The organism is Clostridioides sp. LIBA-6822, assembly GCF_056688955.1.
This window is the reverse complement of sequence record NZ_CP196995.1, coordinates 861,116-874,858: the sequence shown is the minus strand read 5'-3', so window position 1 is coordinate 874,858 and position 13,743 is coordinate 861,116. Positions and strand designations below refer to the sequence as shown.

Here is a 13,743-nt window from a genome sequence, read left to right as displayed (position 1 = left end):
TCATCTAGTTAGACACAGATAGTTTCTTTTCTAATAATCCAACTAATCTTGATAGAGTAAATGTTATAACAAAGTAAATTGCTGCCGCTACTATTAATGGCTCTAATGCTTTAAACGCTGCATTTTTTACTATATCAGCAGTACGCATTATTTCAACAACTCCTATTACAGATATTATTGAAGATTCTTTTACAAGTGTAATAAACTCATTTGCTAATGAAGGTAGTATATTCTTTATAGCCTGAGGTATTATTATATATCTCATAGTTGACCAGTAATTTAATCCTAATGATCTACTTGCTTCCATTTGTCCATTATCAACTGATTGTATACCTGATCTAAGTATCTCTGCCACATACGCTCCAGAGTTTACTGATAATGCAAATGCACTAGCTACAAATTCACTTGGTATACCAAATAACATAGGGAATCTTATTCCTAATTGAGGTAATCCAAACCATACTATATATATCTGTACTAATAATGGTGTCCCTCTTAAAATCTCAATATAGATTGATGATATTGCTCTTAATACTTTACTCTTTGATATTTTTGCCATACAGATGATTATACCTATTATAAATCCAAAGCATAATGCCACAAGAGAAATTCCTACTGTCACACCTGTTCCTTCCAGAAAAGAAGTTCCAAATCTACTTAAAAAACTAAAATCTAAACTCATAATTTCATCTCCCACATAACTTTCTTACTAATTTGAAGCAGCTTCAGTAGATGCTTCATTTAAAAATTCGTCTATTTTTTTACCATCTTGTAATTCTTTTATCTTTTTATTTAATAATTCTATAAAGTCTTTGTTATTATCAGCTTTTTTGATTGCTGCTGCCATACCTTCTGTTACATCTTTACCAACTTCAGTATTTGCCATTTTGATTCCATCATATTTTTTAACATTTATTAAAGAAACTGCTTCATTAGTAACAACTGCATCTATGTTTCCATTTTTTAATTCTGTAATTAAATCAGGTATTGCTTTTAAAGATTTTGTAGTTGTCATTTTTAGAGTGTTAACCACATATTCTTCTTGGATACTTCCCGCTTGTACTCCAACTCTAAGTTTCTTTAAATCATCTTCACTTTTTACTTTGTCTATATCTGCATCTTTAACTATAACTGCATTTCTGCTTAAATAATATAATTCTGAGAAATCAACACTCTTTTCTCTTTCTGGTGTTGGAGACATACCTGCAAGAACTATATCAACTTGGTCTGCATTTAAAGCACCTATTAATCCATCAAACGACATATCTTTAATTTCAACCTTTACACCAAGCTCTTTTGCAAATTCTTCAGCCAACATCATATCGAATCCTTTTATTGAATCTTTACCATCTACTACTTTATGGAATTCAAATGGTGGGAATTCTGCACTAGTACCTACAACCAATTTTCCATTCTCTTTTATTTGTTCTAATTTTGTTTTTTCTTCTCCACCACTACATCCTACTAGTGATAATGTTAATCCTAATACTAATCCTAAACTTAATAATTTTTTAAATGCTTTCATTTTAATTACCCCTCTCTTTTAATTATAATTTCCCTCAAATTTTAATACTTTAATGTTTCAAGTTACAAAAAAAGTCCCTCAGTCTTTAATGACTAAGAGACGACTTTACCGCGTTACCACTCTTATTGATAAATACTTTTACAACTTTCAAAATTTGTGAATGTTAGCTTGTAAGCTATGTGGATATTTTGATTTTTAAATCAAAAAAGTCCCTTAGCTTTACAGCTAAGAGACGAATTATATCCGCGTTACCACTCTTTTTGATAAGTAAGTACTTATCCTCTCAATCCCTTAAGGCGGGCAAACCAATTATCATACTAAAACTTCTGATAATCTCCTCCAGAGCTCTCTTCACATAGACTTCATTGCTAGGCTTACACCAACCCCTAACTCGCTGTAAATCCATATATGCTACTTTCTCTATCACTGGATTTGTTTCCTTAAATTGTTAATACAATTGTACTTCCTTATAATATTTTTGTCAATAAGTTTTTTATTTTTTTAATAATTTTATTTGTAAATTATTTAAACACTACGATGTATATTTAGCTCTACTCTTTAGATAATCATAAATAGCATCTTTTAGATTTATTTATATTCTTTAGATATTAATAAATAACATTTTTCATATTTTGAGCTATTTTTTTAATAATATATTTTTTATCTATATCTTTGCCTTAAATATCATACATAAATAATATAATTCTTTCTTACCTATATAAATAATACATTTTCTATCTATCTAAGTTTGGCTTCTAAATTAAATAATATAAATTATATTCTTCAATAAGCAAGTTTTCAGGTCTAAAATTCGCTCCCTATCTTTAAACTTTATTGTAAACATAATTCCATCTTTTTTAATTATTTCTCCTTCATGAAATTTTTTATGGTGCACTTTATCACCTACGCCAATACTATCAATTTCTTTTTTGGTTGGAGATTTTATATCGTCAATAAACAATGATTTATCAACTTTTTTACCATATTTATTTAAAGTAGAACTTATACACAATTTCTCTTCAGCTCTTGTAATAGCAACATACATAAGTCGCCTTTCTTCTTCTAACTGTTCTTCTTTTTTCTCTTCCTTACAAATATCATATGACTTTTCATGAGGTATTGTTCCTTCATTTACACCTATGATATAAACATTTCTAAATTCTAATCCTTTTGCACTGTGCATAGTTGTAAATATGACACCATCAGTCTGCTTATTCTTATTGTTTTCCATTAACTCAGTCTTTACTCTATCAATATGCTCTAAAAACTCTGTCACAGTATTAAAATTTGTAGCCGAACTCTCAAGTTCATTTAATATCTCTACGAGACCATTAGTCTTTATTTTTCTGTTACTACAATAATCTAATACATATCTATCATAATCAAGACTGGTTCTAATATAAGATATTGCATTTTTAGGATTTAAAGTATTTAAATAACTTAGGTCTATTTCCAAATCAGTTATGGTTTTGACTTGTTTAGGATGGAGATTACATTTATTTATTAGTGCAGTTATAAAATCTTTTTCATCCTTAACCATATTTACATTATCCTTAGATATATATCTAAATGGCTTATTTATGATTCTTAACCAATCTTTATTTGACTTTGGATTAATACCTATTCTTAAATATGCTAGTATATCTTGACTTGCCCAATGGTCATATATTGTAATTACTGAGTCTTTCACTACAAATGGAATCCTCATATCCATAAATACATCTACTAATGCTCTTGACTGTATATTAGTTCTATAAATCACTGCAAAATCAGAATACTCTACATAATCTTTTTTTATTTCGTCAATTATTTCCTTGGCAATATATAAAGCTTCCTCTTCTGAATCATGTGGACAAATATAACTCACACTTCCTCCAGTGCCTTGACTACATTTAATAATTTTCTCATATCTATTTTTATTTTTTTCTATAAGTCTATTTGCAATATGTACTATCTCACTATTAGACCTATAATTTACGTCTAATATTATTTTTTTAGTATTATTGAAATATCTTTCAAATTCAAGTAAAAAGTCTGGTCTTGCTCCTCTAAAACCATATATACTCTGGTCCTCATCTCCAACAGCAAATATGTTATTTAATGGATTAGAAATTAACTTTAAAACTTCAAACTGTACTTTATTTATATCCTGAAATTCATCTATCAATATATATTTATATACATTTCTAACCATCTCTAATGCAGACTTATTATTTAAGAGTAAATAGTAAGTCCTTATAAGCATGTCATCAAAGTCAATTTTATTAACTTTAGATTTTTGCTCTTCATATAAATTATATACCTTCAAAAACTCATCTTTTGTCAGTATCTCTGAACTAAATTCATTCTTATCCATAAGTTCATTTTTTACATAAGAAATTTCATTTATAACTTGTCCTATATTCTCATCATCATCAGCATTCTCTATATTTAAACTTTTTAGTATTGCCTTGATTGTTATTCGCTTTGATTTTTCATCAAATATACTATCTAGATTATACCTTTCAAAATACCTTAGAATTTTAAAAAATACAGAGTGAAAAGTTCCATAGGTTACTTTGTTAAGCCTTATATCATCACTTAAACTTAAAGCTCTATTTTTCATTTCTATTGAAGATGCTTTGGTAAAACTTATTGCTAAGATTCTCGTTGGTGCTATATTTTTATTTACTACCATATTGGCTATTCTATATGTAATTACTCTAGTCTTACCTGAACCAGGCCCTGCAAGTATCATGCAAGGCCCATCTATATGTTCAACTGCTTCTAATTGATTTTCATTTAACTTTCTTATATCTATATTTGTTGTGATTATTAGCTCCACCACCCTAATTTATAATTATATTATTTTCTTTTTAATTATAAACCAAAAGTTCATAAAAATACATGTAATTTTTCCTCTATTAAATCACATCATTCCTATTTTCATGACACATCTTGAGCTCTTTTTTAATTTTATCACTTATATCTTCAGGGATAAATGATGGTTTACTAATATAATATCCCTGCATATAATCTATTCCAAGATTAATTAATGTTTCCATCTCACTTTTAGTTTCTACACCTTCTGCTATTACTTTAATATTTCTTTCATTAGAGTATGAAATAAGATTTTTTAATATTTTCTGTCTGTCTTCATCTTTATCAATCCCTCTTACAATAGACATATCAATCTTTACGTAATTTGGCATTATATATAATAGTACAGCATCTCCATTGTAGCCTGTTCCAAAGTCATCCAAAGCAATCTCTATATTCCAATGGTTTATATAAGATTTCTTTTTCTCAATAAAATCTTCATTAATTTTATCATTTTCTGTTATTTCTAATACAACTCTATTCAAATAATTACCATATAAATCTTCAATTTCTTCAAAATCCACTTTTGATAGGTTATTATTTGGAATAGAATTTAAAAACAATTTACAATCTCCAAACTTCTCTCTGTATTTTTTAAATGATTTAAGTGCTTTAAACCAAGTAATACGCTCAATTTGATACAATTTAGATTGTGAACGAGCCAATCTAATAACATCCACTGGAGAACTGAAAGTTTTTATTTTAGGTCTCATGAGTGCCTCATATGCAAAAACTTTTCCTTCACAGTCTACAATAGCTTGAAATGCATACTCAACAAGTTGACCATCAATCAATTTATTTAACTCTTCTCTGTTACTCAATAAGAATGAATCCTTATTATATATATTGATATCAAACTCACTGACTTCACCCTTGATTGTGTTTTTAATTTGATACATAGCAAAATCTGCATATCTCATTAATTCATCATAGTTACTTGAATCGTAAGGATACCAAGAAATTCCTGCTGATGCTCTTATTTTAAATTCTGTTCCATCATGAAGTTTTAGTAATGTATTACTCATCTGTATCTTAACAGAATTAATAATAGCTCTTATACTCTCTTTACTTTCATATCCATATATAAATACATAAAACTCATCACCTGAAAGCCTAGAAACTATACCATTCCATGATATAAACTTTTTAAGTATTCCTGCTGCACATCTAATGTATTCATCTCCAGTATCATGTCCATATGTATCATTGATATATTTTAAATTATCTAAATCCCACATAACAAATGCTGCTACCTTAAGTTCATCTTTGTTTTTGAATTTCTCTTGTATCTGTGAGTAAAATGCTCTCCTATTTAAAAGATTAGTTAAAATATCAAAATCTCTTTCGTACTCTATTTTTCTTTTCTCAACGAACTCTTTTGTGACATCAACAACAACACCGAGAACCTTTATCTCATCTTCAACAAGGTTTAATCTTACCCACTTAGACCTCTTATCTTCAGATTCAAATTTATATATATATGTATTTTCTGTTTCATAACCTTTTTGTAAATATTTATCTAGCTTTTTCATTTTTTTAAGGAACTTATCTTTTTGCATATAACCATATTCTCGGAATCCCTTTTCTGTAATAAATACATTAAAAAATCCTTTTGTACAAAAAACATTATCTGTATTTTTGTACAATTCGAAAGCTCCAATAGGCATATCTACCATCTCTATAATCTGTGATAATTTTGAAGAAGAATCTGCAACATTTGCACTAAGTAGCTCTATAGCTGAAGATAATTCATCTATTTCAGATATATTTATTTTATCAAGATTTACTGGTTTTGATGGATTACTATTTCTAACCTTTTTGGCTAGAAGAACAATTGGTTTTGTAAACAGTCTTGATGCTATATAAATACCTATAAGTCCTATTACTAAAGAAATTGCTATAGATACTATAACCAAACGCTCCACTCTTTTTGAAAAAGATAAAAGGCTTTTTTCTTCAATAATCCCCAAAAGAGCCCAACGTTCATTTTCAAATGGAGTATTGGAATTATATAAATCTAGATATTGCACACTAGCATAAATATTCCCACTACTATAATCATTATCTTCATTTTTAATCTTATATACATTCTTATAAGATTCTTTCTGTTCTAAATTAGAATGTAAACCATCCCAAAATTTTTCTTTTAGTGAATATCCATTTGAAACTACATTTTCAAATGCCATATCATCATTTCTGTCCACACCTAAAATATAATTACCTTTTTTGTTTCCATTTATCTCTGCATATGGTAGTAATTCACTTAAATAGTTTATACTTAAATCTATTCCAAGTACTCCATATACAGTTCCATCCTCATAAATAAGAGGAACTGAATATGTCATAACCTTATCGCCTGCATTTGTTAATAGAAACTTACTTCCCCAATATCCTAAATTAGAACTTGATACATTTGGATTATCAATTGCCGCTCTAAATGGTTTGTAAAAAAAATTATCTCCTTTTCGCTTGTTTTCACTTTTAAATGAAAATTTTGGAGCCCAATAACTATCCATAGATATTCCAAAGTCTCTTGCTATATCTGATGAACCTCTCTCAATTAACAAATCAGAATTATCATTTGGACTAAATTTAGGGTCTAAATCTCTTATATACAGTCCCGTCTTGCTTATTTCACCTTTACTCATGGAATCATCTTCAATGTTTTTATTACTTAATATTACAAAAGAGCCTGTAACAGAATTTTTTCTTAAAAGATATATCAAATTACTCGATATATTTTTTATAATCTCCTTGTTAATTTCTTCATTCTCACCTACATCTTTGATTGAAACATTATTTTCATCCAAAACCTTTTTTACAGATGAATTAATTGCGGCTTCCGTTTCACTTGTCTTTGACCATCTTTGCAACATCTCATTTTGTATATAATTTTTGCGATTAATTACTCTTTCATTTAAAATATCAAATGAGTTGTCATTTAACTTCTTAATAGTTCCTCCCCATAAAATTGTGGCACAAAATAAACTTGTTTGAATTAGCATAACAATAATTAGGGGAAATATCATCTTTTTCATTATTGAATTATTTTTTCTTAGATTGTTTTCCATACTTAATTCCACCTATACCTTTGTGCATGTTGACACACTAACCGCCAATTCATCTACTCTTTTGTAGCATTTTCAAGCTCAGTCTTAAAATCATTAAACCAAGTTTCAAAATTCTTGTCATTATTAAATTGTGCTACTGCATCCTTTTTAGAAGTTCCATTTTTTATTAATTCATTTATTTTATTTAAATCTTCTTTAGCCTTATCAAGCATCGAATATTCAAGAATTTGTCTAGCTTTAGTTCCACCATCGAATGCTTTATTAGTATATAAATTACAGCTTTTAATTTGTGCAATAGATGAAACTATTGATTCTTCAACTTTATTTAATACATTTAAATCGTCTTTCTTCATAACTTCTTTTATAACATCTAAATCATTTGTTTTTTTCTTTACTGGCAAGTATCCAGAAGCAATAGAAAATTTTATATTAGGTTCTTTATCTGTAAACCATTTTAAAAATTCTACTGATGCATATTCTTCTTCTTTAGTGGATTTTGTTACAGCCATTCCTGCACCTTGTTGTACAGCATACTTTTCTTTTCCTTTAAAACGAGGAGCTTCAAAAACAGATGTTTCAATCTTATAACTCTCGTTGTCATTTGACACTACTCTATCTGGGAAGTATGCTGCTCCTGAACTAGAACCCACAAGAGCTAATATATCTCCTGTTTTTGCATCATCAGAACGAAATTTACCATAAGATGCAAAATATCCATTTATATATGGTACATAAAAATTATCCCATAATTTTCTCATAACTTTTTCATCAATATTTAATGTAACTTTTCCATCTTTAACAGAAAAAAGTTCTACTCCTAATTGCTTACTTCCTATAATAATATAATTTGCTAAAGCATCTCTTCCAAAAAACGCTTTACCATCATTAGGCTCTTTTGTTAAACTATCTGTCCATTCATAATATTTTTTTGATATTTCTGTTAATCCCTCTATTGTTTGTATATCATTGATATTTGAATTTGTAGCTTTGGCAAATTTATCCCAATCAGTCTTATTTATCATCAAAATCTCAGTAGATTTTGCAATTGGAAAAAGTTTAAACTCCTCATTAGAATTTATTCTGCCCTCTTCTACATATTCATCTATATACTCATTTAGTTCATCTTTGCTTATATACTTGTCCATATCCACTAGTAATCCTAATTTATCCATTTCATAAGCAGTATCTGAATATGCCGCAAATATATTTGGTACATCTTCAGAACCAACCTTTTTATTTGCAGAATCTAAAACCTTTTCTGATAAATCAACAACATTACCTTGACTAAACGCTTCAACAATAATTCCTTTTTCAGCACCTACAGTGTCATTGAATTCCTTAACAAGCTTGTCAAAAGCTATTTTTTGCTGTCCATTATAATAATGCCAAATTTCTATTGATGTTGGATTCTCTGGGTCCAGCTTATAATTATCTTCCTTTTTCAAACTACACCCTGTAAGTAATAAAACAATCATTGATGTGATAATTAATTTTGCAAACTTACACCTATTCATAAAATCTACTCCTTCAAATTTATAAAATTATAATAGCATTAAAACTACAACTTCACTATTTATATTAATTATAGAACGTTTATTGATATATTTAAACAGGATTAACAACATATTTAAAAGCAATTAAGAAGCATATAATTACAAATACTGAAAATAGGGCTTTTGCATAATTTTTATTTCTAAATGCTCCAAACGATACCAAACCTTGTTGAATAGCCACTGTAATCACTAAAAGCGTCATTATTACATTAAGTTGAACTAACTTAAACAAATAAAGTAAAGAAAATATTACTAAAAGAATACATAATACAATACTAGATTTATTAATAATATCATCAACCTTATCTACATTTTTAGATTTTTTGTTAGTTTCCTTTAGCTTCTCTTTATTTAAAGTATCAACTTTTTTATTATACCTTTCTCTTGTTTTATCTTTATACTTCGTGTTTTTATTCTTATTACTCATTTGTTTCCTCACCCTCTATAAAAATTTTAAAATTGAGTTTTTTATCGTTTAAACATTATATATTTAAGATACCATATATTCTTCCAAAAAGGTAACTTACTGTTCATCTATTTTTAATTTTTACATAAAAAAACTATCTCTTTTTAGAAATAATTCTGCCTTGAGATAGTTTGTTTAACTATTTATTTTCACCAACATTTTCTACATTATCATATTTACTATCAACTAAGACTATATCAACTCGTCTATTTTTTGACATACCATCTTGAGATGAATTTTCTGCTATTGGTCTAAATTCGCCATATCCTACAGCAGATAATTTATCTGGTGCTATACCTGCATTGTCAATAAGAAGTTGAACAACATTGGTTGCTCTCATAACTGATAAATCCCAATTTGACTTAAACTCAGAATTTTTTATAAACATGTTGTCTGTATGACCTTCTACCCTTATGTAACTATTCATTTCATTTAACATCTTACCTATTTGAATAATTTTATCTCTAGAATTATTCTTTACAACTGCTTTTCCAGTATCAAATAGTATGGTATCTTTAAGACTTATTACTAATCCTCTATCCTGAGCTTTTAATGATACTGAATTCGCCATACCATTTTCATTTAAATACTTCTGAATTTCCTCACCAACTTTTTTGAACTCAGCATTTTGTAAACTATCTAAATTATTACTTCCTGGTTCAACTACTGGCTCCATTTGGCTCTTACCACCTTCAATAACCCCAGAAGAATCACCAAATGCAGAATTTAGAGATTCAGATAATTGTTTATATTTCTCTGCATCAACATTACTCATAGAATACATTATGACAAAGAAAATCATAAGTAGTGTTATGAGGTCTGAATAAGTTAAAAGCCATCGCTCATTGTTTTCTTCTTTTTCATCTTCATCATGTAACATAAATATTCCATCCTTTTATATTATTCAGCTCTACTATCTGTTCCTTCAAGTTCGATTAATTCTTTTGAATTTAAAAATATTTTTAATTTTTCTGTCATTAAATTAGAATTATCCCCCTCAAGTATAGATAATATTGCTTCTATCACCAAAAGTCTTTCATTTATTTCTTGTTGGTTTATAGCTTTAAGTTTTGATGCTACTGGTATCCATATTAAATTGGCAGAACCAACACCATATAATGTAGCTAAAAATGCAACAGATATTTGAGGACCCAGTGCATCTGGATTACTCGAAAGATTACCTAAAATATGTACTAATCCCATAACGGTACCTATTATCCCCAGTGTAGGTGCAAATCCCCCTGCTGAATCAAATATTGATATACCCTCTTTATGTCGTTTTGATGTTATCTGTATCTGTGATTCCAAGATATTTCTTATAGTAGCTGCATCAACTCCATCTACCATAAGTTCAAGCCCTTTTTTAATAAAAGGGTCTAAATCATTATTGTCATTTATTTCCTTATCAATGCTTAGAAGCCCCTCTTTTCTAGCTTTTATTGCAATTTCTTTAAAATAGATTATATTTTCTATGTTGTTAGGTTTTTTATTTTTAAAAGCTAACAACATTATCTTTATAGATTTTTTAAACACGGGAAATGGCGTTGAAGCTCCAACAGCTCCTATAGTCCCACCAAAGACAACAAGTGCTGATGAAAACACAAATAGTGCTCCAATATGTCCTCCATCAATAACGAAAGCAACCACTAAAGATGCTATTCCCACTATGAAAAAAATTAAAGTTGTCATCTATTCCCTCCTTTCTTTAGTTCTGCTTAGTAAATTACTTTTATTAAAGACACTACAAAAAGACTACCTTTAACAAGAATAGCCTTTAATAATTGGCGGAGAAGGAGGGATTCGAACCCTCGCACCGGTTACCCAGCCTAATCCCTTAGCAGGGGATCCTCTTGAGCCACTTGAGTACTTCTCCAGATTGTCTTTACTAGTAAATTATATAATAAAATTATATTTTAGTCAATTATTTTATAAAATTTAAGTTATTTTGAATTATTAAATATCTATTTTTACTTTTTTGCTTAAATGTAAGTTTCAAATATGGTAAAATTATCTTGCATAATACTTATAATATTATTTGATAAATATACATACATTAACAAATATACATAAATCCTGACTTAATCATAAGTTATGCTCAAAGCTAAAATAATATTAATCCAAGGAGGATATTCTATGTTACCACAGGAAAGATACGAGAAAATTTTAAGTATTCTCGAATCAGATAATATAATTAAAATAAATGACATAGTTCAAATGTTTGACATATCAATAGAGACAGCACGAAGAGATTTAGCCCATATGGAGAGTATTGGACTTTTAAAAAGAGTCTATGGTGGTGCTATACCAGTTATAGCAAGTAGTGTAGAACTCAACTATGTTAAAAGAAAAAAAATAAACTCAAATGATAAAAAACAAATTGCAATCAAATGCAGTGAGTTTATAAATACAAATGATACTATTTTTATGGATACTGGAACTACTGTTCTTGAAGTTTCAAAAAATTTAAAAGACAAAAAAAATTTAACTGTAATAACCAACTCAATTTTAGTGGCAAATGAACTTATGAATACTAATATAAAAGTATATGTACTTGGTGGTTATCTTAGAGAAACTGAAGGTTCTTTTTCTGGCCCACTCACACTATCAGCTATTGAACAATTTAATGTTGATAAGGCTATTTTAGGTGCTGGAGGTATCACTCTTGAAAATGGTATTTCTGACTATCATTTGGAAGAAGCACTTGTTCGAAAAAAAATGATTGAAAGGTCTAGAAAATCTATAGTGGTTGTTGAACCTCCTAAGTTTGGTATAAATTCATTTGCATCAGTAGCTCCTATAGAACATATAGATACTATTATTACATCCTCTAATATAGACCATGATATAATAATAGAATTTTCTCAGAGAGGAATACCTTTAGTCATAGCAGATAATTAGTTTGTATGATTGGTTTTTAATTCCTTGGCATAATAAATTAAACTTAAGGAGCCAAATAATTATTTATTTAGCTCCATTTATATCTAAATAATACTTTATATTTTTTATTATGTTACTATTTTGAGATTAGTTTAATACTCTCAATTACTTCAATGTTTTATGCTACTTTATTATTTTGAACTATTTAATTATATTCTTAGTCATTTGATTTTTTAATTTAAAGTAACTTAAATTCTGTTTAAGTACTACTCATTTCATACAACATCTTTCTTAACTCTAACACTTTGTTCTTCTTCTAAAGTTAAGTCTTTTGTCATGACCATAGCAAGTGCAATTGCCAATACTCCACCAACCAACTTTCCAATTACAACAGGCGTAATCATCTCTGGCACTACTCCTGCTGTAAATCCTAAATGGTCTCCTAGAGCTGCTGTAGCACAAACCAACCATGCAGTATTTACTACTTTTCCCTTTGGTCTCATATCCTTCATCATTTTATATACTGGAATACTATTAGCTAAAGTAAATACTAACCCTGCTGCACTGGTCGCATCCATACCTAATTTACCTCCCACCATTGTAAGTGGTTTATTAAGAACTTTAACTAGCAAATGCAATATTGGAAAAGTACCTAATAATACTATTGCAATACTTCCAATTACTTGAATTCCTTCTCTTATTGGTGTCATTCCTTTTATAAGCACTATTCCTGTTATTTCTTGAAATGCAGCGGCTCCCAATCCTATTGTTATTAATATGGATATAAATTTCCCAAAAATTAATGACCCATTTATCATAAGTGTAGAATTCAATTTTAATCCTACTGCTAATATTACTGCCAATATTATCACTGGTATCATATTTATAATTACCATTGATAAGTTAAATCCTGCTATTAAGCCTCCTACAATACCTCCAAAAGGTATAGTTATCAATCCTATCAGTAAGCCTTTTGCAAAAAATGGTCTATCTTCATATTCTATAAGCCCTAATCCTACTGGTATTGAAAATACCAATGTACACCCAAGCATGGACGACACAACTAATCCTGCAAGCATTCCTGCCTCTTTATTATGTGCAAGTTCCATGGCTAATGGATACCCTCCCATATCATTGGCTAAAATAGTAGCAAACATAGATGGGTCTGCTCCACAAAGGTTGAAGATTGGTATTATCACAGGTCCTAACACATCTGAAATGACTGGAGCTAAACAAACTATACCAACCATTCCTAATGCTAATGGCCCCATTGAATTAAATCCTTCTTCAAACTGCTCTCCAAGCCCAAACTTATTCCCAATTATCCTATCTAATGCTCCTAAAAGCACACCCACAGCCATTATGTATAATATAATTTTATCAAAGGGCATA

The 13,743-nt window shown here is 28.8% G+C and carries 10 protein-coding genes, 1 tRNA gene and 1 other annotated feature; of the genes, 1 reads left to right on the top strand and 10 read right to left on the bottom strand.

The genetic code is table 11. The features are described 5' to 3' along the window. Positions 1-4 precede the first annotated feature (4 nt). From ACTG48_RS04360 to ACTG48_RS04320, 9 genes are all read right to left on the bottom strand, one after another. Positions 5-682, bottom strand: a complete 678-nt coding sequence (locus ACTG48_RS04360) for an amino acid ABC transporter permease (protein ID WP_021383538.1) — start codon at positions 680-682, stop codon at positions 5-7. Between the two features lie 27 nt (positions 683-709). Then, complete coding sequence (locus tag ACTG48_RS04355; RefSeq protein WP_021383550.1) at positions 710-1,525, bottom strand: transporter substrate-binding domain-containing protein; 816 nt, start codon at positions 1,523-1,525, stop codon at positions 710-712. Between the two features lie 225 nt (positions 1,526-1,750). Continuing rightward, positions 1,751-1,961, bottom strand: a binding site (T-box leader). A gap of 324 nt (positions 1,962-2,285) precedes the next feature. Then, positions 2,286-4,352 carry an ATP-dependent helicase gene (locus tag ACTG48_RS04350; protein ID WP_479918225.1) on the bottom strand — a complete coding sequence of 689 codons (2,067 nt, stop codon included), beginning with the start codon at positions 4,350-4,352 and terminating at the stop codon, positions 2,286-2,288. 76 nt (positions 4,353-4,428) lie between these two features. Next, positions 4,429-7,455 carry an EAL domain-containing protein gene (locus tag ACTG48_RS04345; protein WP_021383539.1) on the bottom strand — a complete coding sequence of 1,009 codons (3,027 nt, stop codon included), beginning with the start codon at positions 7,453-7,455 and terminating at the stop codon, positions 4,429-4,431. 53 nt (positions 7,456-7,508) lie between these two features. After that, entirely contained in the window at positions 7,509-8,969 is a 1,461-nt protein-coding gene (locus ACTG48_RS04340; RefSeq protein ID WP_021383537.1) for an extracellular solute-binding protein, read from the bottom strand. A 91-nt stretch (positions 8,970-9,060) separates the two neighbouring features. Next, complete coding sequence (locus tag ACTG48_RS04335; protein ID WP_021383549.1) at positions 9,061-9,435, bottom strand: hypothetical protein; 375 nt, start codon at positions 9,433-9,435, stop codon at positions 9,061-9,063. Positions 9,436-9,613: 178 nt separating this feature from the next. Then, complete coding sequence (locus ACTG48_RS04330; protein WP_021383541.1) at positions 9,614-10,354, bottom strand: flagellar motor protein MotB; 741 nt, start codon at positions 10,352-10,354, stop codon at positions 9,614-9,616. A gap of 20 nt (positions 10,355-10,374) precedes the next feature. Next, entirely contained in the window at positions 10,375-11,163 is a 789-nt protein-coding gene (locus ACTG48_RS04325; protein ID WP_479918224.1) for a motility protein A, read from the bottom strand. 93 nt (positions 11,164-11,256) lie between these two features. Beyond that, positions 11,257-11,347: transfer RNA gene (locus ACTG48_RS04320), tRNA-Ser, on the bottom strand. 260 nt (positions 11,348-11,607) lie between these two features. Between ACTG48_RS04320 and ACTG48_RS04315 the strand changes: the two genes are divergently transcribed. Continuing rightward, complete coding sequence (locus ACTG48_RS04315; protein WP_021383536.1) at positions 11,608-12,372, top strand: DeoR/GlpR family DNA-binding transcription regulator; 765 nt, start codon at positions 11,608-11,610, stop codon at positions 12,370-12,372. A gap of 254 nt (positions 12,373-12,626) precedes the next feature. Here ACTG48_RS04315 and ACTG48_RS04310 read toward each other — a convergent pair whose 3' ends face one another. Beyond that, on the bottom strand, positions 12,627-13,742 hold the full coding sequence (locus ACTG48_RS04310; RefSeq protein ID WP_021383547.1) for an ethanolamine utilization protein EutH: 1,116 nt from the start codon (positions 13,740-13,742) through the stop codon (positions 12,627-12,629). Position 13,743 lies beyond the last annotated feature (1 nt).

Bases quoted from the DNA above. Each gene is read 5' to 3' on its own strand.
- ACTG48_RS04340 (WP_021383537.1), bottom strand. From the start codon at position 8,969: ATGAATAGGTGTAAGTTTGCAAAATTAATTATCACATCAATGATTGTT.
- ACTG48_RS04315 (WP_021383536.1), top strand. From the start codon at position 11,608: ATGTTACCACAGGAAAGATACGAGAAAATTTTAAGTATTCTCGAATCA.
- ACTG48_RS04355 (WP_021383550.1), bottom strand. From the start codon at position 1,525: ATGAAAGCATTTAAAAAATTATTAAGTTTAGGATTAGTATTAGGATTA.
- ACTG48_RS04310 (WP_021383547.1), bottom strand. From the start codon at position 13,742: ATGCCCTTTGATAAAATTATATTATACATAATGGCTGTGGGTGTGCTT.
- ACTG48_RS04335 (WP_021383549.1), bottom strand. From the start codon at position 9,435: ATGAGTAATAAGAATAAAAACACGAAGTATAAAGATAAAACAAGAGAA.
- ACTG48_RS04325 (WP_479918224.1), bottom strand. From the start codon at position 11,163: ATGACAACTTTAATTTTTTTCATAGTGGGAATAGCATCTTTAGTGGTT.
- ACTG48_RS04360 (WP_021383538.1), bottom strand. From the start codon at position 682: ATGAGTTTAGATTTTAGTTTTTTAAGTAGATTTGGAACTTCTTTTCTG.
- ACTG48_RS04330 (WP_021383541.1), bottom strand. From the start codon at position 10,354: ATGTTACATGATGAAGATGAAAAAGAAGAAAACAATGAGCGATGGCTT.
- ACTG48_RS04345 (WP_021383539.1), bottom strand. From the start codon at position 7,455: ATGGAAAACAATCTAAGAAAAAATAATTCAATAATGAAAAAGATGATA.